Source organism: Streptomyces sp. NPDC001599, assembly GCF_042893535.1.
GTDB lineage: Bacteria > Actinomycetota > Actinomycetes > Streptomycetales > Streptomycetaceae > Streptomyces.
This window is the reverse complement of sequence record NZ_JBIAVA010000013.1, coordinates 153,948-173,655: the sequence shown is the minus strand read 5'-3', so window position 1 is coordinate 173,655 and position 19,708 is coordinate 153,948. Positions and strand designations below refer to the sequence as shown.

The window sequence follows — 19,708 nt, the reverse complement described above, 5'->3', positions numbered from 1 at the left end:
GCCTGTGACGTCCGCCCGCTCTTACCCGGCATGAGAACTCCTCTCCGATCCTTGTTCCGGCTGCTGACAGGGCTGTTACTTCTGACCGGCGTCCTGACGGCACAGGCTCAGGCACCCTCCGCCGCGCAGGAGAGCCAGAACCCGGTCGCCGCCGCCGAGTACGACCTGGGCGACACGGCCTTCCGGGATCCGCGGACCGGTACGGTGAGCGAGGTGCGTGCGGTGGTTCACTACCCGCGGCACCTCACCGGCCGGGCACCGCTGATCGTCATGGCGCACGGTTCGTGGTGGGCCTGCGACCGCATGGACGCCGCCACCTGGCCCTGTCCGTCCGGCTCCCGCCCGTTCCCGAGCCACCGCGGGTACGACTACCTCGGCGCGGCGCTGGCCGCCCGCGGCTTCGTGGTCGCGTCGATCAGTGTCGACGGCATCAATCAGACGTCCTTCGACTACGGCGACCGCGCCCGTCTCGTCAACGAACACCTGCGTCTGTGGCAGCGGTTGACCGCGGGCCGGGGCGGGCCCCTGATCGACCGGCTCGTCGACGGGTCGGGGCACCCGGTCGCGGCGCGCTTCGCCGGCCACGTCGACATGACCCGCGTCGGCACCCTGGGCCACTCGCGCGGCGGCAAGGGCGTGATGTGGCAGGCGTCCGACAAGCACCGCGGCGAATGGCCGGCGGGGGTGCGTGTGCGTGCCGTCCTGGCGCTCGCCCCGGTCAAGTTCGACGACCCCGAGGGGGACAACAGCGACACCCTCGTCACCCGGCTTCCGTTCGCCGTGGTCACCGGTGGCTGCGACGGAGCGGTCCGCGAGGCCGGACAGGAGTACCTGGACGACGTCACGGGGCGGAACCGGGCGACCGACTACTCCGTGTCGCTCCACGACGCGAACCACAACTTCTTCAACACCACCTGGACGCCGCCCTTCCTGTTCGGCGAGGACGACAGCACCTGCCCGGACCGGCAGGTGACCCCCGACCGGCAGCAGGACGCGCTCACCGCCTACGCGACCGCGTTCTTCGGCAGCCAACTCCTGGAAGACCGCCAGGGGCTGGCGGTCCTCACCGGCGTACGGCCGCTGCCGGGCGGGCCGTCGACGACTCGGACGGTGCCGGCCGTGCGGTGACTCGCGCGGGCGATGCGGTGGTGTGCGGGGCCCCTCGCACACCACCGCACGTCCCCTCCGTGCCGGATGTCGAGGACTGAGCAGGGTCCAGTTGGTGCATGCCTGTTGGTACGCGGCTGTCGAGCCGCAGCCGCCTTGCGCCTCGAACACCCCTGATTCCCAGGGTGGTTCACACGGACGGACCGCTCGTCGACCACCCGTCAACCTGGGCATCCCGCAGACTCGGCACGATGACGACAGCGGGCCCGCGTCTACGGTGGTGGGGCCGAGGCCACAGTGGCCGTGTGGTCGAAGGCGATCAGCGGGTCGCCCGTCAGGGGATGCTCGATCACCGCTGCCCGCACCCCGAAGACGTCCGCGATCAGTGCGGGGGTGAGTACCTCCAGCGGTGTGCCGGAGGCGACGACCTCACCGGCGCGCAGCACGTGGAGCCGGTCGCAGACGGACGCGGCCGCGTTCAGGTCGTGCAGGGACACCAGCGTCGTGCGGTGCTGGGCCCGCAGCAGGGCCAGCAGTTCCACCTGGTGGCGGACGTCGAGGTGGTTGGTGGGCTCGTCCAGGACGAGCACGTCCGGATCCTGGGCCAGCGTGCGGGCCAGCAGGACCCGCTGCCGTTCCCCGCCCGACAGGGCCGCGAACCCGCGCGTGCCGTACCGCGCCATGCCCACCCGGTCCAGGGCGTCGGCTACGATCTCGCGGTCCCCGTCGTCCTCACCGGCGAAGGCCCGTTTGTACGGGGTGCGTCCCATCGCCACCACCTCGCGCACGGTCAGCTCGAAGTCGCCGCCGCGCTCCTGGGGCAGCGCCGCGACATGCCGGGCGGACCGTGCCGGGGACAGCGTCGCCAGGTCCGTGCCGTCCAGCAGGATCCGCCCGGACACGGGACGCAGATGCCGGTAGACCGTGCGCAGCACACTCGACTTGCCGCTGCCGTTCGGGCCGATCAGCCCGGTGATCTCTCCGGGTGCGGCGAACAGGTCCACCCCGCACACCACCGTACGACCGTCGTAGGCGACCCGCAGGCCCTCCACCTCTATCCTCATCGGGCGCGCTCCAGTCGGCGGTCCAGCAGGAACAGCAGCACGGGAGCACCGACGAAGGCGGTGACCACGCCCACCGGCAGCTCCGTCGACGGCAGCGCCGTACGGCAGACGATGTCGACGACGACCAGCAGGACGGCACCGGTCAGCGCGGAGACGGGCAGCAGCCTGCGGTGGTCGCCGCCGACGACGAGCCGGCACAGGTGCGGCACCATCAGCCCCACGAAGCCGACGGCCCCGGACACCGACACCAGGACGCCCGTCAGGACACTGGTCACGACGAACAGTTCCCGGCGCAGCGCGGCCACGTCCACGCCCAGGCCCGCCGCGGTCTCGTCGCCCAGCAGCAGGGCGTTCAGTGCCCTGGCCCGTGCCTGGAGGGCGAGCAGACCGAGGAGCACCGCGGCGGCCGGCAGGGCGAGGGTGCTCCACTGGGCCCCGCCGAGGCTGCCCAGCAGCCAGAACAGCACGCCCTGGGTCTGCTGCTCGTCCCCCACCCTCAGGACCAGGTAGCTGGTGAACCCGGACAGGAACTGGCCGATCGCCACCCCGGCCAGCACGAGTCTCAGCGGGGAGAACGCGCCCCCGCGCCGGGCCACGGCCCATACCAGGGCGAAGGAGAGCAACGCGCCGAGGAACGCGGCGCCGGAGACCCCGAGCCCGAGCAGTCCCCCGGTGCCGGCGCCGAGCACGATGGCGGCGACGGCTCCCAGCGAGGCCCCGTTGGAGATGCCCAGCAGGTAGGGGTCGGCCAGCGGATTGCGGACCAGTGCCTGGACCGCGGTGCCCACGACGCCGAGTCCGGCCCCGACGACGGCGGCGAGCAGCGCACGCGGCACCCGCAGCTGCCAGACGATAAGGTCCTGGGTACCCGGCCGCGGCTGCCCGCCGGTCAGCCGGTGCAGCACCGTGGACCACACGTCGGTGAACGGCACGCCCGAGGAGCCCCAGGACACGGCCGCGGTGAGCGCCAGCACCAGCGTCACGGCGAGGCCGGCGAGCAGCAGGCCGACGGGAACGGTCCTGGCGTCCCTGTCTCCGGGCTCCGGTGCCCGCGGCGCCCTCCCGCGTGCCGCGTCCGCGGACGACGACGGAGCCGCCCGCATCTACCGCACGTCCTGGAACTTGTTCGGGTACAGGGTGCGGGCGATCCGCTCGACCGTTTCCGCGTTGGCGACCGACGGAGTCGTCATCCGTTCCGACCGGATCCGCAGGAACCGCTCCTTCTTGACGGCGGTCAGCCCGCGGGTGGCGGGGAAGGACTCGAGGAACCGCTCGGCCTCGTCGAAGGCCTTCTCGTCCGCTTCGGCGCTGCCCCGGTTGCGTACCGTCAGCTGGATCCAGTCGGGGTTCTCGGCGACGACGTCCTCCCAGCCGGTCTTCTCGAAGGTGCCGCCGCAGTCGCGGAAGACGTTGCGGGCCCCGGCGAGGGTGATCACCGCGTTGGCCACCTGCCCGCCGCACACCGCGCTGGGCTGCTTGGTGCCCGCGTCGAAGTCGAAGACGAAGTACGTGGGCCGTTCCGCCTCGGGCACGGCTGCCACCCGCTCCCCCACCGCGCCCACCCGCTCGCGCATCCCGGCCACGATCTCGTCCGCCCGGTCGGACGTCCCGGTGAGGGTCCCGAGCCGCTCGATGTCGCCCATGACCGCGGACAGGTCCTTCTGGGGTCCGGGGTGCCGGGCAGTGGCACAGGCTGTCGAGAGCAGCTCCACCACCTTGACACCGGCCGCGTCGAACTCCTCGGGGCGGGGGCCGGTGGAGGTGCCGTTCGCGGGCCGGAACGTCTGCACATAGACGTCCGCGCCCGAACCGAGCAGCTTCTCCTTGGGGATGACCGTCCGGCCGAGGACCGGCACGTCGGACGCCTGGTCGGCCAGCTCGGCGGGCAACGCGCCCTTGCCCGGCGGGAATCCGGTGCCGATCACCCTGGCCCCGGCCCCGAGCCGCAGCAGCATTTCCAGCGCCGACGCGTTGCTCGTGACGATCTTGCCGGGTGGCGAGTCGAAGACCGCCTTCTCACCGTCGCAGTTCTCCACCGACACCCGGGGGCCGGCGCCCTGCGCGGGCGGCGACGCGCTCCCCCCGCCGCCCCCGCAGGCGGTGAGCAGCCCCGCGGTGAGCACGACACCACTGACCGGGCGCCACAGTCCGGACACGTTCAACCTCCAAGGTCGCGTGCGATCGAGAAGCCCTGTCAACCGGCTCCGCACAAGGGGTCGTAGTGGTGAGGCGACGAGTTCCCGGCCCGTTCGGAATTTCCGGCACGCGGGGAGACCCGGCCCTCAGGCGCCGGAGTGGGGGCCGGTCTGGCGTCATCGCCAGCAGCTCCTTACGCCGGGCACGTGCTGTCTGCGGGGTCTCCTCCCGCCCAGGAACGCGGCCCGGCCCGGGTGCCGTTCGGGTTCAGGCGCCGTTGCGCCAAGACGCTGAACCGGCCCGGCGCCCGCGTGTCGCCCGTACGCGGCCCCTGTGACACGCGCCACGCGCCCGTCGGGGAACTCACGCCCCGGGCTCCCCGACTCCTCAGGAAACGCGGCCCGATCCGTTCGACGCCGCGCACCGCGAGCGACCTGGAGAACCCGTGACGGCCGAATCCCGACCAAACCCCCCGGAGGCGGGCCCGTCGGCCCGATCCCTCGCTCCGCCCCCGGTTCTGTACGGCTTCCTCCTGCTGCTGGCGCTGATGTTCGCGGTGTCGTACGCCGTCGGGTCGGCCGCCGGCCCGGTCTCCCCCGGGATGTCCGGTTCGTCGGACACCGGCGTCGAGGCTCCCGGCAACGGCGGCGGGGGCGGGGACGGCGGCGGGGGCGGGGACCTGGACATGGACATGGACGGAATGGGCTGAGGAACCACCGATGGACACCGAACCCACTGCCACCGGCCCCCTCATGGTGACGACCGACCTGGTCGTCGGCGGCATGACCTGCGCGGCCTGCGTGAGCCGCGTCGAGAAGAAGCTCGGCAAACTGGAAGGGGTCACGGCCGACGTCAACCTGGCGACCGGCCGCGCGCGGGTGGAGCACCCCGCGGACATCGGCGCCGAGGAACTCGTCGCGGCCGTGGAGAGGGCCGGTTACACCGCCACGGTCCCCGAGCCGCCCGGCGAGGCGCGGCCCGCGGACGACGCGGGCGACGCCGCCGGTCCGGGCAGCGGGACCGAGGACGGGACCGACCGGCGAGAACGCCACCGGCTCGTGGTCACCGCCTTGCTCTCACTGCCCGTGCTCGCCGTGTCCATGGTGCCCGCGCTTCAGTTCGTCAACTGGCAGTGGCTGTGCTTCACACTCACCGCCCCCGTCGTCTTCTGGAGCGCGTGGCCGTTCCACGCGCGGGCCCTGCGCGGGCTGCGGCACTCGGCCGCGACCATGGACACCCTGGTCTCCCTGGGTGTGGTCGCCTCCTTCGCGTGGTCCACGTACGCGCTGTTCCTGGGCGGTGCCGGGGAGCCGGGCATGGAGATGGCCTTCTCCCTCCTGCCCGGCGCGGCCACCGATGCCCCGGCGATCTATCTCGAAGCGACCGTCAGCGTCCCGTTGTTCGTGCTCGCAGGCCGCTTCCTGGAGGCACGGGCCAGGCGTGGGACCGGGGAGGCGCTCCGCTCACTGGCACGGCTGACGGCCAAGGAGGTGGCGGTCCGCGAGCACGGCACCGAGCGGCTCGTCCCCGTGGAGGAACTGACCGTCGGGCAGGTCTTCGTGGTCCGCCCCGGTGAACGGGCGGCCACCGACGGCCAGGTCGTGAAAGGCAGTTCCGCCGTGGACGTGTCGCTGGTCACCGGCGAGAGCGAGCCGGTCGAGGTGGGCCCCGGTTCGGCCGTGGCCGGCGGAGCGGTCAACGCCGGCGGGCTGCTGCTCGTACGGGCGACCGCGGTCGGCGCCGACACCCAGCTCGCCCGGATCGCGCGGCTGGTGACCGAAGCCCAGGCCGGCAAGGCGAAGGCGCAGCGGCTGGCGGACCGGGTCGCCGGGTTCTTCGTTCCGGTGGTGCTGGCGCTGGCCGTGACCACGCTGGGCTTCTGGCTGGGCGCGGGAGCCGACGCGCAGCCGGCCGTCACCGCGTGCGTCGCCGTCCTGGTCGTCGCCTGCCCCTGCGCCCTGGGTCTGGCCACACCCACCGCGCTCATGGCCGCCACCGGCCGCGGCGCGCAGATCGGCGTTCTCGTGAAGGGGCCGCAGTCCCTGGAGGGCCTCCAGCACCTCGACGCGGTCGTCCTGGACAAGACCGGCACCCTCACCTCCGGGCACATGAGCGTCGCCCGGGTGACGACGGTCCCCGGCGGACTGGACGAGGACGCCGTACTGCGGCTGGCCGGTGCGGTGGAGCAGGGCTCCGAGCATCCCCTGGGCCGCGCGATCGCCACGCACGCGCGCCGGGAGGCGCCCGCACAGGAGCTGCCCGAGGTGCAGGGCTTCCGGGCGCTGACCGGGCGCGGGGTGTCCGGGCGGGTGGAGGACCGTCGGGTGGAGGTCCTGGCACCCGGCGACGACCTGTCCGGCCCGCTGGCCGAGGCTCTGGCGGCGGCCGAGAAGGCCGCGCACACCCCCGTACTGGTGCGGGTGGACGGGCTGGAACAGGCGGTGATCGAGGTCGGTGACGTCGTACGACCCGGCAGCTACCGGGCCGTGGACCGGCTTCGGCGACTGGGTGTGCGCCCGGTGCTCGCCACCGGGGACCGCGAGGCGCCCGCACGGGCCGTCGCGGACGCTCTCGGTGTCACCGACGTGTACGCGCGTCGCAGCCCCGAGGACAAGGCCGGTCTGGTGCGGGACCTGCGGGATCAGGGCTACCGGGTGGCGGTCGTCGGCGACGGTGTGAACGACGCCGCCGCACTCGCCGGCGCCGACCTCGGCATCGCCATGGGCAGCGGCACGGACGTGGCCGTCGGAGCCGCCGACGTGACCCTGTCCCGCGGCAGCATCGACGCCCTGGCCGACGCGGTACAACTCGCGCGGCACACCCTGCGCACCATCCGGACCAACCTGTTGTGGGCCTTCGGTTACAACGTGGTGACCGTGCCGCTGGCCATGGTCGGCCTGCTGAACCCCATGCTCGCCGCCGCGGCGATGTCGCTGAGTTCCCTGCTGGTGGTCGGCAACAGTCTGCGGCTGCGCGCCTGGCAGCCCGCGCCGGCGCGGAGGAGGATCCGATGACAGGCCCGAAGAACGGACTCTGGCAGCGCCTGTCCCGGCGCCGGCTGACCGACACCGCGCTGGCCGCCCTCGCCCCCGTCGTCGCGTGCGGCGTCGCCCTCGGCGGCCTGACCGCCTGGACGGGCGCGGGCGGGGCCGGCAGCCCCACCGTGCGGATCAACGTCTCCTACGGCCGGGTCTTCCTGCCGTTCGGCGAGACCACGGAGACGTCCGCCTACTTCGACATCGCCAACACCGGTGACACCGACGACCGGCTGGTCGCGGTGGCCTACTCCGGCGGGGAGGCCGGACTCAGCCGGCACTACATGACGCCCAGTGGTGCCGCGTCGAAGCAATCCCTGGAATCCGTCGACGTCTCGGCCGGCGACCGCCTGTTCATGTCCCCGCACGGGGTGGACGTGACCCTGACGGCACGGCCCGGCTGGCGCCCCGGCGACCTCGTCCGCTTCACCCTGCGCTTCGAACGCCGCGGCAGCGTCGAGGCCCTCGCGGTGGTCACGCCGCCGGGAGGCTCACCGGCATGAACCGCCTTCAGACGGCCGGCCCCGGCGTAGGAGGCCACCGTGTTGCCCACGACGCCGACCACTTCGGTGGCACAGGAGTCTGTACGGGTATCCGGCGCCGTAGCGCGGCACACGACGGTGTGCCGCGCCTGACCGGTCCGCACGGCGGACCGACCGTGCGCGAGGTGGATTTTCCACGCGGATGACCCGTCCGCCTCGTCGTGGGCGTCATGTGCAGGTGTCCCCGGCCAGGGCGAGTGCGACCGTCAGGTCGGACCGGCCGTGCCGGGCCGCGTTGATGGCGAGTTCACCTGCGATGAGCTCGGCCGTCTCGCTGTCCTCCCCCTGCACTCCCCAGCGGGACAGGACGGCCGCGGTGAAGCGGCGGGGTGGCGCGGACGCCCCGCACGTGTGCCCGCATGTCCACCACGGCCCGCCTGGGGGCCGTGGTGGACAGCGGGTCGGCGTCACCGTTCTTCGAGAACAGTGCCGTGTGGGACATCGGGCCGCCTTCTCGGGAGCCCGGCCAGGACCACGGCCGAGTGTCCTGGTGGGCCGGGGCGCTACACGTGCGAACCGTCCCGCGCACCACGCCGTCGCAGTACGGCGGCGGTGAGGGCCGCGGCCACCGCGACTCCCGCTCCGATCAGTGCGATCAGCGGGAGGGACGGTCCGGAGTCGGCGTCGGAGTCCTCCGCGGCGGCCGGTGCGGGTGTGGCCGCGTCGACGGAGGGCGCGGGGGCGGATGCGGAGGTGCCCGGCGGCTGGGTACCGTCGGCGGATCCGGGGGGCGGGCTCGCCTCGGGGTCCACGACGAGGACCGGTGCGGGGAACTCCGGTTCCTCGGCGCCGGTCTTGGGCTGGTTCCAGGCGACGGCCGTGCCGTTGGAGTAGGTCTGTTCCGTGTTGAAGGTCAGGGAGTACCGGTCCGGAATCGGGCCGACGTTCGCCTGGAAGGTCTCGCTCTGGGCGGGCTGGATCTCGTGTCCCTGCTCCGCCGTCCACACCAGTTGCGTACCCTTGCCGCCCGTCCCGGGGAGCGTCTCCTGGTTCCATCCGTCGAGCTTCGGCACCGAGGTGATCATCAGATCCTTCGGGACCTCGACCGTGATGCGGACGGTGGTGGCTTCGGCGAGTTCGCTGGGTACGCGGAACTGGAGGGTGGCGGGCTTGCCGGGAATGACGTCGCCGATGACCCGGACATGGGCCGTGGCGGCGCCGGCCGAGAGCAGGAGCGCGCCCGCCGCCCCGGCGACAGTGATCAGTGGGGTGATGTGCCGTCGAGTGCGGCGGGACATGGCAACGTCCTCTCAGGTCGGTGTCGGTGTCGGTGTTGGGGTCGGGATCGAGGTCAGCAGCAGTCGCAGTACAGGAGGTCGGCGGTCTTCACACCGTGGCTGTGACCGCCGGCCTGGGAGGCGAAGGCCGCCTTCTGAACGGGAGTCACCGCCCCCTTGACCTCGACGGCGATGCTCTCGCCGTTGAAGGCGCCGAAGGAGAGGGCCATGGGTGTCTTGCCCTCCTTGTCCGTGGGGAACGTCCGCAGGAGGGTCCTCTTGCCGTCGGCGGCGACGGAGTAGGCCTGGTAGACGGTGTCCGCCTTGAGCCCGCGCGCCTGGAGCTGGATCATGTCCAGCCCGGCCACGGGACGGATGGTGGCCTCCAGGACGCGGCCCTTGACCGGGTCCAGGGTGTCGCCGCGCTCGCCGTTGGGCAGCGTGGTCGGCACGTTGTGGGCCTGCCGGCCCAGTCCCTGCCGGCCGAGGTTGGGAGCGCTGCCGGGCCGGTTGGTGGCCCGGGGGGCGTAGACGACGGCCTGCGGTTCCTGGCCGGACGCGATGGTGTCGACCACCTTGTTGGTGACCGTGTCGATGACGTCCACCGCGTCGGACTTCTCCAGGCCGACATAGAGGCGGGAGCCGTCACCGCCGGCCCAGGCGCCGTGCGGGGCGTGCCCACCGTTCTCGATCTTGGTGATGAGCTGCGGGGCGCCGTCGGTCCGCTTGTAGACCCAGGTCTCGTCGAGCCCGCCCATCGTCAGGTAGACGAACTTCCCCTTGCGGTTGTCGACGAACTGCGGGTGGTTGGTGTCGGGGCCGGTGTTGAGCACGGTGACGACCTCGTTGCGCTTCAGGTCGAGCACGGTGATCTTGCCGTCACGCTTGTGCGAGACCCAGATCCGCTTGCCGTCCGGGGAGATGGCCTGGTCGGAGGAGAAGGTGGCACCGAGTCCGGTGATGCGCTTCGTGATCTTGTGGGTGCGCACGTCGATCACGTCGACTTCGGCCTTGCTGGTGAAGTTGACGTACGCGTACCGGCCGTCGGGGCTCATGAGGACCTTCGAGGGGCCGTCGCCGACGCGCACGGTGCCGGTGACGCCGCCGTGCCCGGTGTCGACGATGGAGATCGTGTCGCGGCCGCGGTTGGCGACCCAGAACTCCTTGCCGTCGGCGGTGAAGCTGCCCTCGTGGGCGGCGCGGCCCACGTCGGTGGTGTTGAGGACCTTGTTGGTCCCGGTGTCCACCATGTGCACCGTGTTGCTCGTGACGCTCACCACGGCCAGCAGCCGGCGGTCCGGCGAGTAGGCCAGGCCGTGCACACCGGAGTCGCCGCTGTACTGCGGGCTGAAGGTGCTGCCGACGCGCTGGTCGCCCAGGGCGATGGTGCCCAGCGTCTTGTTGGTCGAGGGGTCGATCACCGACACCGTGTTGGACGACTGGTCGGCGGTGTAGAGCCGGTCGCGGCCCGAGATCGGGATCGGACGGTCCTTGTCCGTGGCGACGGTCTTGGACGCGGGCTCGGCACTCGCCTGTGCGATGGAAGCGGCCGCGACACCGCCGCCCCCCACTCCCAGCGTGGCGATGAGCATCCATGTCGCACGACGCGCAGTAGACATCTTGGGTCTCCGTTGTCTGTTGGCTGTTGTTTTCGGGCAGGGCGGAGCACCGGGGTTTTCGGGTACGGCGGACCGCCTGAGCGCCCGGTTCATACGGCGTCAGTCGGTAGGTGTGTTTCCGGCTGTCAGGCCGGCCGGGACGCGGACGGCGAGGGCGGCGGGGGCGCCGACACACGGACGTGAGTCACCACACGACCCGATTCGTCCTCGACCAGCAGGGCGGTGATGGTCTCCCGGCGCATGGCCGTCATCATGCGGGTGGACACGTCTGCGTCGGAGTCGGCCCGTACGCTTCCGCCCGGCATGCGCTTGCCGTCGGCGTTGACGGTCATCATCCGGTAGGTCTCGCCCTTCTCGAGCCCGGACAGCACCACCGGCACCTCGGTTCCTCCGGGACGCTCGACCATCACTCCGTCACGGACGAGCACGACGGACGCCGTCGTCGTGGACGGCGGCTGGTTCTGGTCCAGCGTGAGCGGGACGACCACAGCGGCCGCCGTGACGAGGGCGGCGGACACGCCCAGGGCGATGCGGTGCCGGTGGCGGGGCCGGGGGGTGGGCTGCGGCGGGGCGGCAACGATCCGTCGGATACGGTCGCCGAGATCGCCGGAGGGCCGTGGACGCACCGCCGGTACTCCTTCGCCCACCGGGTCGGCGAACGGGTCGGCCCGTCGCAGTGTGCGCACCACGTCCTCTGTCTCGGCGGCCTCGCGGGCGCAGTCCGGGCACTGGTCGAGGTGCCGGGAGAGTTCCTCGGGCAGCGGGGTGCCGAGCAGCAGGTGTTCGGTCAGGAGAGGCCGATACGGGACACATGCCTTGTTCATGGTGCCAGCCACCCGTTCTCCTCGAGGATGAGCCGCAACGACCGCACGCCGTAGTACAGCCGGCTGCGCATGGTGGACGCCGGGACTCCCAGCTCCTCACCCAGTTCGGCACAGGTACGACCGCCGAAGTACACCTCCACCACCGCCTCCCTGTGCTGCGGGCTCAGCCGCTCCAGCGCCTCCCCCAGCTGGATCCGCTCCAGGAGCTGATCGACGGGGTCGAACGCCGAGGACGACTCGGACACGGCGTCCCACGAGGAGTGGCCGGTGCCCTCGCGGACCTTGCGCCGCCGGATGGCGTCCACCAGCGCGTTCCTGGCGATGGCGAACAGCCAGGTCCGCATGGATCCCTGACTCGGGTCGTAGCCGCGGGGCGACTTCCAGGCGCGGACGAAGGTCTCCTGGACGACGTCCTCGGCGAGCTGCCGGTCGTCCAGGGCCTTGAACGCGAACCCGAAGAGTTCACCGCCGTAGAGATCGTAGGCGGCCTGCACCTCGCGGTCGGTGCGCAGCGCGGTCGGCTCCACGTCCTTCGACGCGAACCGTCCGCGCAGCCATTTCACGGGGCTACCGCTCACCGACACGGCCGTCCGTGTCCGATCCGTGCCAGGGGGCCATGATGCCGTCCATTTCCGCAGACGATGTGGTCACCAGGGGATACGCGGCCTTCGACATTCGTGTTGAAAGAGCTTGAGAACTTGTTGGGACGACGGAGAACACCCAGGTCACATACTTGCACTCGCTGATCCTCGGTGCCGCGGGACACATGAACGGCCCGCGCACCGCGGGCAGCGGTGGCACGGGCCCGGTGACATTCACTGGGGGTACGGCGGTGCCGACGCGGCGGTCGCGTCGGCGTCGCGGGCGCCGCCGGCGGTCGTCGGCCGCGGTCGTCGGCCGCGGTCGGACCTGGAACGGGACCTACATGATCAAGTACGAGCGCAGCCGGCCCGACAGCGCCACCCCGGACGCGGTCGACGAGTACGTGCGGACCGCGCTCGGCCGCCGAGGGCGGCGATCCGAAGCGGCGCGGCACGGCGAGGGCCTCGTGCCTGCCACGAAAGACGGCCGGAGTCGCCGGACACGTCCCGAGGAGGCAGCCGGCCTGGTCCGGGTCGCAGTGGGGCGGCTCTGGCAGGCAGCCACGACGAGTCTGGCCTGCCGCAGATCGGCGTTCGAAGGTCGCGTCAACGGCCTTCGTGGGCCTTGGATCGCAGCAGGTCAGTCCCGTCACTGCCGGTCGGGCTGGGGCAACACGTACGTGGCGCCGCACGATTCGGCAAGGGTGGGGCCAAAGAGGGCGGCCGGGGTATAGGCGCCGGGTCGGCCCTCACCGGCCAGCAGTCGCCGGGCGACCTCTGCGGGTACCGCTCCGGTGTACTCCTGGGCGTCGCCCAGGCGCAGCCAGCCCTCCCGGGTCTCGCCGTCGGCCCATGTGACGACGGCGTGCCCCCAGGAGTGCTCGCGCGGCCGCTCCTTCGCCTTGACCTGCATCCCCGCGAGACGGGCCGTGGTGAACGACCGCAGCCTCTCCCACCGCATGAGCGTGCTCACGAGAGGCATCACCGACCGGATCACGGGCGAGGACGGAGCTTCGCTCGATGCCGAGAGCACATCGCGGGCGCCGCTGGCCCGCTGAGCGGCGAGCAGTTCGCCCAGCGGCATGCTCGCGGTGGTCACCTGTGAGCCGTCGGGCAGGGTGAGGTGCTGTGCGCTGCTGAAGATCCGGGCGGGCACCACGCGGCCGTCGGTGATCTCACGGCCTTCGAGGCTTCCCAGGAGAGAGCCGATCAGGGCTTCGCCGGCGGGTCCTGCTTCCATCGCCATCGAGGGCAACATGTCGACCCGGACCCGCAGTGGTGCGGGGCGGCCCTCACACAGTTTCACCACGACGCTCTCGGTGGCGGTCACGCCGAACCCGGCGCCGGTGACGACCGTATGACCGGCCTGGGTGGCAGCGTCGTGCTGCTCGAACGCGGCCGAGAGCGCCGCGACATCGTTCGCCAGGTCGATGTAGTGGCTGCCGGCGGCCCGGCAGGCGTCCACGATGCCGCGGGCCGTTGCCGTGAACGGTCCCACCGTGTTGATGACCACGGCGGGGCGTTGCCGCCGGATTTCGGCGGCCGTGTCGGCGAGGTCGGTGGACAGCAGGGTTTCGCTGCCGGTCTGCTGTGCTGCGGCCTGCAGGCGGTTGGCGTTCCGGCTGACGAGCACGGCTGCAAGGCCGCGCTCGGTGAGTTGCGCCGCGATGGTGCGGCCACTGCGGCCGGCGCCGCCGAGCACCCAGATGTGCGTGTTCATTCGAAGAGCTCCTGAGGGAAAGGCGATCGGGAGGTCAGGGCAGCTGGCTGCGATGTCGAGCGCGCCGCCCGTGGGCCTGCCCTCACGTTCGAGTTCGGTGAGGGTCTTGACGGCCTCGGTGTGAGGAACCACGCCCGAATCCGCAGCGGGAAGGGCACCCGCCGGGGCGGATGGCCGCGGCGGCCGCGTTCCGGAGGCCTGCTCGTCATGGACCGGTGCGGACTCCAACGCCCCCGGAGACGGTGAGGTTGTCGCCGGTGATGTAGCCGCTGGTTCCGCCGGCGATCAGGGCTGCGGGTGCGGACATGATGCGTTCCTTCACGTGCTCTGGGGAGAAATGGGTGATCGGCCGACGGTCCGGCCTGTGGGCGGCATCGGACGTTCCGGAACAACCACTCCAGACAGCGTACGCCATGCTGGCAGCGACTGCCAAGTCTAAAGCGGCTGCCTCCTTGGCAGTGGGCTAAGCTGGTGGCATGAAGCAGGAAGCCAAGTCAGGGACGGCCGCACCGGCCACACTGTGGGACCGGACACGACAACTCGCCTCTCAGGAGATACTCGAGACGGCACTGCGCCTGTTCACCGAACAGGGCTACGACGAGACCCCCATAGCGCAGATCGCCCGAGAGGCCGGCGTCTCCCAGCGGACCCTCTTCCGCTACTTCGGCACCAAGGAAGACCTCCTCGGCAGCGACCAGCACCGGTTCGCGCAGGTCCTGGCGGACACGGTCAGCGCGCAGCCCGCCGACGTCGGCGTCTGGGATGCCCTGCGCACAGGGTTCACTGCCGTCCTGGCCCTGCATGACAGTCGCGAACAGGCCCTGCAGCGATTCCGGCTCCTGCACACCACCGCCTCGCTGCGGGCCGGCTATCTCGAAAAGCAGCTGCGACTCCAGGAAAACCTCCTGCCGCTCGTCGAAGCGCGGATGGGCGCTGCTGCCGGCGGCACGGATCCACGAGCTCGCGCGGTGATCGCGACGGCGTGCGCATGCCTTGACGCGGCGTCGATGACGTGGGTCGCGCGGGACGGCGAGGGCGACATCATCGACCTGTACGACGAGTGCGTCGCGGCAGTGCGCGGCTGACCCCCACGGGGGCGGCGGGCGTGGTGCCGTCGCGCCCTGGAGGCGAGCCGGTCACGGCGGAGGAAAGGCAACTCCGTAGATTGACTGACTGGCCACTCTCCTACATGATGCACTCATGCCCCGACCGAGAAGCGACGACAAACGCGCGGCGATCATGGTCGCTGCCACACGGATCATCGCCGCTCAGGGACTGGGGGCAGCGACGGCGGCGATCGCGAAGGAGGCCGGCGTCTCGAACGGGTCGCTGTTCACCTACTTCGACACCAAGGCGGATCTGCTGAACCAGCTCTACCTGGAGCTGAAGGGCGAGATGGGGACAGCCGCACTCGGCGGCCTGCCCGTCGCCGATGCGCGCACCCAGATGCTGCACATGTGGTCGCGATGGATGGACTGGGCAACGGCCAATCCCCAGAAGCGCCGCACTCTGGCGCAGCTCCAGGTCTCGGACGAGATCAAGGCGTCCACTCACGAGTCCGCAAGCCGCACCATGACCGGCATCGGGGAGATCCTGGAGCGCAGCCGCGCGAACGGCCCGATGCGGGATGCTCCGGCGGCCTTGGTGTTCACGTTGTGCAACGCCCTGGCTGAAGCCACCATCGACTACATCATCAGCGATCCGGATCGCGCCGACGAACACAAGCAGTCCGGTTTTGACGCGCTCTGGCGCATGATCGGCTGACCCGCCTCAAGGCCCACCCTCCGTACTTACGCACAACCATTAATGACTGACCAGTCAGACGGCTAAGGAGCAACCATGCAGGACAAGGCCTACGTCATCACCGGCCCGACCTCCGGGTTCGGCCGCCGTACCGCCCTCGAACTGGCCGCGCACGGCACCGTCGTCCTGGTCGGGCGCGACGGTGCCAAGCTCGACGAGGTGCGCAGGAGCGTCGAAGGCAGAGGTGGAGCTGCCGTGTCCGTCGTATGCGATCTGTCGGACCTGACGAGCGTGCGACGCGCCGTCGCCCAGATCGTCGAGTTCGGTCTCCCGATCACTGGCGTGCTCAACAACGCCGGCATCTTCCCCAACCGTCCCGGTACGAACGCCCTCGGCTGGGACATCGCCTACGCGACCAATCACATCGGGCCTTTCGTGTTCACCGAGACGCTCGTGCCCCACCTCAAAGACGGCACGCAGGTGGTGTTCATCGTCTCGGCCGTGGAAGATCCGGAGCGGAAGGCGGCCACCATGTCCGGTTTCCGCGGCGCCCGGTACGTCTCAGCCGAGGCGAGCACCCGCGGTGAGTGGAAGCCCGGCGGCTCGAAACTGCCCGGCGGAGACGCCTACGCCACGTCCAAGCAGTGCAACCTGGCAACGGCGCTCGCCTTCGCCCGCGAAACGCCCCGACTGCGGTTCAACGCCATCGAGCCCGGCTTCGCCCCCGGCACGAATCTCGGCCGTGACGCCAACCTGTTCCTGCGCCTGCTGTCGAAGTACGTACTGTCGCCACTGGCCCCGCTCATCAAGTACTGGACCAACCCGGGCACCGCTGCTCGCATGATCACCCGGGTACTCACCGGCGAATCGGACGCCACCGGTGTCTACTACGACGAGAAAGGACGGCCAATGCGGGGTTCCGCACAGGTGCACGACCCGGCGTTCAACGCGCGGGTGGTCGCCGAGACCCGTGCACTGCTGGGGACAGTTACCACCTAGGAGTTGTCCGGCCGATCATGTGACCGTCGTTTGATCCGCTCGTTGTTGCGAACATGGGGCGGGGTGAACGCGGGGATCTGTCAGACGCGGAGTGGGAACGGCTCCGGCCGTTCCTGCCGGTGAGCAACGGTCGGTGCGGGCGGTGGCGTGATCACCGGCAAGTGATCAACGGGATACTGCACCGGATACGGACCGGCGTGCAGTGGCGCGATCTGCCGGAGCGATTCGGCCCGTGGAAGACCGTTTACGAACGCCACCGGCTGTGGTCTGCGGATGGGACTTGGGAACGTCTTCTGCAGCAGGTCCAAGCCGCGGCCGACGCGGCAGGCGAGATCGACTGGGACGTGGCGGTGGATTCCACCAGCGTGCGGGCGCACCAGCATGCGGCCGGCGCCCGGACTGACCCGCCGCCGACGCTGGTCATGCCAAAGGGGGACGAGGCGGCAGAACACCAGGACGAGACGCCGTGGCAGAGCCTCGCCGGCCGCCTGGCGGAGGTGGTGAGCGAGGTGAAGGCCTGGGCCGCTCGCGCGGCGGCTTCACCAGCAAGATTCATCTGAGCGCCGACGGCTGCTGCCGTCCGCTGTCCCTGCTCGTCACCGCGGGACAGCGCGCAGACTGCACCCAGCTCGTGCCAGTGCTGGAGAAGATCCGCGTTTCCCGCCGCAGCCCGGGCAGGCCCCGCAAGAGGCCCGACAGCGTCGCGGCGGACAATGCCTACAGCAACGGCCCCTGCCGCGAGTACCTGCGGCGCCGGGGTATCGGGCACGCGATCCCGGAGAAGGCTGACAGCCGGGCTGCCCGCCTGCGTAAGGGATCGCGAGGGGGACGGCCGCCGGGCTTCGACGAGGAGCGGTACAAGAAGCGCAACACCGTCGAGCGTGCCATCAACAAGCTCAAGAACTCCCGGGCGGTGGCGACCCGCTACGACAAGCGCGGCTACGTCTTCCTTGGCACCGTCACCGCGGCGGCCCTGGTCATCTGGCTCCGCTCGTGAGGAAGCGGTCCGTTCAGTCAAGGTCTCACCTGGCGGTTCTGGATCAATCGCCGGTGGTCCCCCAGAAGCACAGTTCCTCTGGACGGCCGTCGCCGCCATAGACGATCGTGCAACAGCCGGAGCCGCGGCCGAACGGAGGGAACCACCCGTCACCAGCACGTTTGACGGCCCGCTGAGCGATGTCCCGCGACGGCTTCGCTGTCCCGAACAGTTCGACGACTTCCGGGCCTTCGACCACCCTGACATCGCCGGGACCTTCCATGTCGGGTTCGCAACGGACGATGCGTTCGACGTCGAGCACCGAATGCGCCGGGTCTTCCTCCAGCCAGCCGCTCTCCATCAGCGCAGCCAGCGACTCGACACCTTCTTCCCTGTAGTACTCGGCATCACGCGCGAAGACCGCCTCACGGAGACAGTCCAGCGCGGCCTGCTCGCTCTGCAGGACAGGCGTGAAGTGCAACCAGCTACTCGCTCCCATGCCGGCGAACATACCGAGGACCTGCGACAGGAGCCCGAACACAACGGCCAGAAGTGATCGCCCGGACAGCTCCTAAGAGCTCGTAACACGATCATGGTGAGACACTGTCTAAGTAGCTGTTTCCGATCCAAGGTTCTGGGTAGATTTGCCCCCTAGCCTGGACCGGTGTCTGAGGGTGCCGAGAGGGCCAGAGTGAGGGACTGTCCGGCTTGTGGTGAACGGCTGAGGCCGGACGCCCGGCCCGAGGCGGTGTTCTGCTCGTCGGTCTGTCGTTCCAGGCAGTGGCGCAAGGAACAGCGGCTGCGGAAGCGGTTGGCAGCTGTCCGGGACAAGGTCGGCCTGGTCGAGTGCCCCGAGTGCGGGGCCCGCTGGGTGGCGGGTGTCGACCGTCGTTCGGACGCCCGGTTCTGCTCGCGGCGCTGCGTCGTGGGGGCCTGGCGGAAGCGGAAGGATCCGTACGCGGATCGTGCACAGTGACCACTGAGCGAACGCATCCTTGGACCAGTTTCGTTCACGGAACGGTCAATTGCGGTCATTCCTTGCGATCTTCATATTTACGGTCTGGCTCTCGGAAACAGATGCGGTCCCTGTCCTGTCACGGCCCGAAGTGCCGCGCCTGGGAGCGCACTTGGATGGTGAAAGCCATGTCCGAGGAGAACGAGACCATCGGCGCCGTCAGCCAGTCTCGCTACGAGCAGATCGTGGCCGAGCTGCGGGACGTCGTCGAACAGCAGACCCGCGGCCAGTTCACGATCGGGGACCGGGCCCTGGAGGTCGAACCGATGCGGCAGCGGGGTGGCGAAACCGGGGACAGCGAGTACACGGTCGAGGAATCGCTGACGCGCCTGGCCGAGGACATCGGCCTGAGGTTCTCCACGGTGAAGACGGCCAGGTGGGTGGCGTCGCGGTGGCCGAAGGAACGACGCCGTCCCGAGCTCGCGTCCTACACGGTCCACCGGTCGCTGGCGAGTATCGAGGACGAGGAGAGGCGGTTCGCGACGATCCTGACGCTCCCGGAGGGAAAGGCCCGCTGGACCAAGGACGACGCCAATCGACAGGTCGGCCAGCAGGTCGAGACGCCCATCACCCCGCAGGAGAAGGTTACCGCGATCCACTCGCTGGCCCGGGACGCCGAGGTCGCGGCTGCGGTGACCACCGACTTCCTGAAGCGTCCCCAGGTCGCGGCCAAGGTGTCCTCGGAGGACAAGGTCCGGGTGGTGGAGGAATTCACCCGCGACGAGCAGGTCGCGACGACCGCCGCGACCAGCCTGCTCCGCAGGCCGGACGTCGCGTTCAAGGCGATGAGCGATGACACCGCCCGCTTCCAGGTCAACTCTGCCCAGGCCGAGCGCAGTCGGCAAGCCCTTGACCACTTCGAGCGCTCGAATCCCGTCGCCCCGGCAGTCCGCAACATCGACCGGACGGTGGAGTTCCTTGACTTGGTGACCGCCTTCCACGCGTTCGTCGCCGCAGCTGGCCGGACCGTCCCCGGCCTGCGCGACCGCCAACTGTCGGAGGACGAACGCACCATCGTCCACCAGAACGTAGCCAAGGTGAAAGCGACTCTGGACTGGATCGAAACGGCGGTCGACACCGGCAAGGTCGACATGGACGACGAGCTCGCGGCGATCCTGCGGGGCGAGTAG

At 70.6% G+C, this 19,708-nt stretch carries 19 protein-coding genes; 9 read left to right on the top strand and 10 right to left on the bottom strand.

Translation table 11 applies throughout. From position 1 onward, the window contains the following. Positions 1-51: 51 nt before the first annotated feature. Entirely contained in the window at positions 52-1,128 is a 1,077-nt protein-coding gene (locus ACFYZ3_RS29090; protein WP_388523647.1) for an alpha/beta hydrolase family protein, read from the top strand. 251 nt (positions 1,129-1,379) lie between these two features. Here ACFYZ3_RS29090 and ACFYZ3_RS29085 read toward each other — a convergent pair whose 3' ends face one another. The 3 genes from ACFYZ3_RS29085 to ACFYZ3_RS29075 are packed head-to-tail and all read right to left on the bottom strand — an operon-like array spanning position 1,380 to position 4,327. Beyond that, positions 1,380-2,171, bottom strand: a complete 792-nt coding sequence (locus ACFYZ3_RS29085; RefSeq protein ID WP_388523644.1) for an ABC transporter ATP-binding protein — start codon at positions 2,169-2,171, stop codon at positions 1,380-1,382. After that, complete coding sequence (locus tag ACFYZ3_RS29080) at positions 2,168-3,274, bottom strand: FecCD family ABC transporter permease (RefSeq protein WP_388523641.1); 1,107 nt, start codon at positions 3,272-3,274, stop codon at positions 2,168-2,170. Before ACFYZ3_RS29080 ends, ACFYZ3_RS29085 begins: the two co-directional genes overlap by 4 nt. Then, positions 3,275-4,327, bottom strand: coding sequence for an ABC transporter substrate-binding protein (locus tag ACFYZ3_RS29075; RefSeq protein WP_388523638.1), 1,053 nt, complete (start codon positions 4,325-4,327; stop codon positions 3,275-3,277). Positions 4,328-4,752: 425 nt separating this feature from the next. Here ACFYZ3_RS29075 and ACFYZ3_RS29070 point away from each other — a divergent pair, with 425 nt between their 5' ends. The 3 genes from ACFYZ3_RS29070 to ACFYZ3_RS29060 are packed head-to-tail and all read left to right on the top strand — an operon-like array spanning position 4,753 to position 7,845. Continuing rightward, positions 4,753-5,016 (top strand): hypothetical protein, encoded by a 264-nt coding sequence (locus ACFYZ3_RS29070; RefSeq protein WP_388523635.1) that lies wholly within the window; start codon positions 4,753-4,755, stop codon positions 5,014-5,016. A gap of 10 nt (positions 5,017-5,026) precedes the next feature. Further along, a complete protein-coding gene (locus ACFYZ3_RS29065) occupies positions 5,027-7,321 on the top strand; it encodes a heavy metal translocating P-type ATPase (protein ID WP_388523632.1) in 2,295 nt (764 codons plus the stop codon). Further along, the gene (locus ACFYZ3_RS29060) at positions 7,318-7,845 is read left to right on the top strand and encodes a copper chaperone PCu(A)C (protein ID WP_388523629.1); all 528 of its coding nucleotides are present in this window, start codon (positions 7,318-7,320) and stop codon (positions 7,843-7,845) included. Before ACFYZ3_RS29065 ends, ACFYZ3_RS29060 begins: the two co-directional genes overlap by 4 nt. Positions 7,846-8,052: 207 nt before the next feature. Here the strand turns inward: ACFYZ3_RS29060 and ACFYZ3_RS29055 are convergent, their stop codons facing one another. The 6 genes from ACFYZ3_RS29055 to ACFYZ3_RS29030 all read right to left on the bottom strand — a co-directional run bounded on the left by ACFYZ3_RS29055 (position 8,053) and on the right by ACFYZ3_RS29030 (position 13,977). Beyond that, on the bottom strand, positions 8,053-8,175 hold the full coding sequence (locus tag ACFYZ3_RS29055) for a hypothetical protein (protein WP_388523626.1): 123 nt from the start codon (positions 8,173-8,175) through the stop codon (positions 8,053-8,055). Between the two features lie 212 nt (positions 8,176-8,387). Further along, positions 8,388-9,122 (bottom strand): DUF1775 domain-containing protein, encoded by a 735-nt coding sequence (locus ACFYZ3_RS29050; RefSeq protein WP_388523623.1) that lies wholly within the window; start codon positions 9,120-9,122, stop codon positions 8,388-8,390. Between the two features lie 53 nt (positions 9,123-9,175). Continuing rightward, a complete protein-coding gene (locus ACFYZ3_RS29045) occupies positions 9,176-10,720 on the bottom strand; it encodes a beta-propeller fold lactonase family protein (RefSeq protein WP_388523620.1) in 1,545 nt (514 codons plus the stop codon). Positions 10,721-10,845: 125 nt separating this feature from the next. Next, positions 10,846-11,556: a hypothetical protein gene (locus ACFYZ3_RS29040; protein WP_388523617.1), complete on the bottom strand. Its 711-nt coding sequence runs from the start codon at positions 11,554-11,556 to the stop codon at positions 10,846-10,848. Next, the gene (locus ACFYZ3_RS29035; protein WP_388523614.1) at positions 11,541-12,122 is read right to left on the bottom strand and encodes a sigma-70 family RNA polymerase sigma factor; all 582 of its coding nucleotides are present in this window, start codon (positions 12,120-12,122) and stop codon (positions 11,541-11,543) included. The genes ACFYZ3_RS29040 and ACFYZ3_RS29035 overlap by 16 nt, the downstream gene beginning before the upstream one ends. Before the next feature lie 652 nt (positions 12,123-12,774). Further along, positions 12,775-13,977: a saccharopine dehydrogenase NADP-binding domain-containing protein gene (locus tag ACFYZ3_RS29030; protein WP_388523611.1), complete on the bottom strand. Its 1,203-nt coding sequence runs from the start codon at positions 13,975-13,977 to the stop codon at positions 12,775-12,777. Positions 13,978-14,321: 344 nt separating this feature from the next. Here ACFYZ3_RS29030 and ACFYZ3_RS29025 point away from each other — a divergent pair, with 344 nt between their 5' ends. The 4 genes from ACFYZ3_RS29025 (at position 14,322) to ACFYZ3_RS29010 (ending at position 17,584) form a co-directional block, all read left to right on the top strand. After that, entirely contained in the window at positions 14,322-14,930 is a 609-nt protein-coding gene (locus ACFYZ3_RS29025) for a TetR/AcrR family transcriptional regulator (protein ID WP_388523608.1), read from the top strand. A gap of 115 nt (positions 14,931-15,045) precedes the next feature. After that, positions 15,046-15,609 (top strand): TetR/AcrR family transcriptional regulator, encoded by a 564-nt coding sequence (locus tag ACFYZ3_RS29020; protein WP_388523605.1) that lies wholly within the window; start codon positions 15,046-15,048, stop codon positions 15,607-15,609. A gap of 75 nt (positions 15,610-15,684) precedes the next feature. Next, on the top strand, positions 15,685-16,587 hold the full coding sequence (locus ACFYZ3_RS29015; protein ID WP_388523602.1) for an SDR family NAD(P)-dependent oxidoreductase: 903 nt from the start codon (positions 15,685-15,687) through the stop codon (positions 16,585-16,587). 53 nt (positions 16,588-16,640) lie between these two features. Continuing rightward, positions 16,641-17,584, top strand: a protein-coding gene (locus ACFYZ3_RS29010) for an IS5 family transposase (RefSeq protein ID WP_388523599.1) whose coding sequence is annotated in 2 segments (ribosomal slippage) — positions 16,641-16,988 and positions 16,991-17,584 — 942 coding nt in all. Because the reading frame shifts where the segments join, the coding sequence is not laid out codon by codon here. A 43-nt stretch (positions 17,585-17,627) separates the two neighbouring features. On the opposite strand, the gene ACFYZ3_RS29005 is transcribed toward ACFYZ3_RS29010, so the two are convergent. Continuing rightward, positions 17,628-18,062, bottom strand: coding sequence for a hypothetical protein (locus ACFYZ3_RS29005; protein ID WP_388523596.1), 435 nt, complete (start codon positions 18,060-18,062; stop codon positions 17,628-17,630). Positions 18,063-18,706: 644 nt separating this feature from the next. Here ACFYZ3_RS29005 and ACFYZ3_RS29000 point away from each other — a divergent pair. Further along, on the top strand, positions 18,707-19,708 hold the full coding sequence (locus ACFYZ3_RS29000; protein ID WP_019359426.1) for a DUF6192 family protein: 1,002 nt from the start codon (positions 18,707-18,709) through the stop codon (positions 19,706-19,708).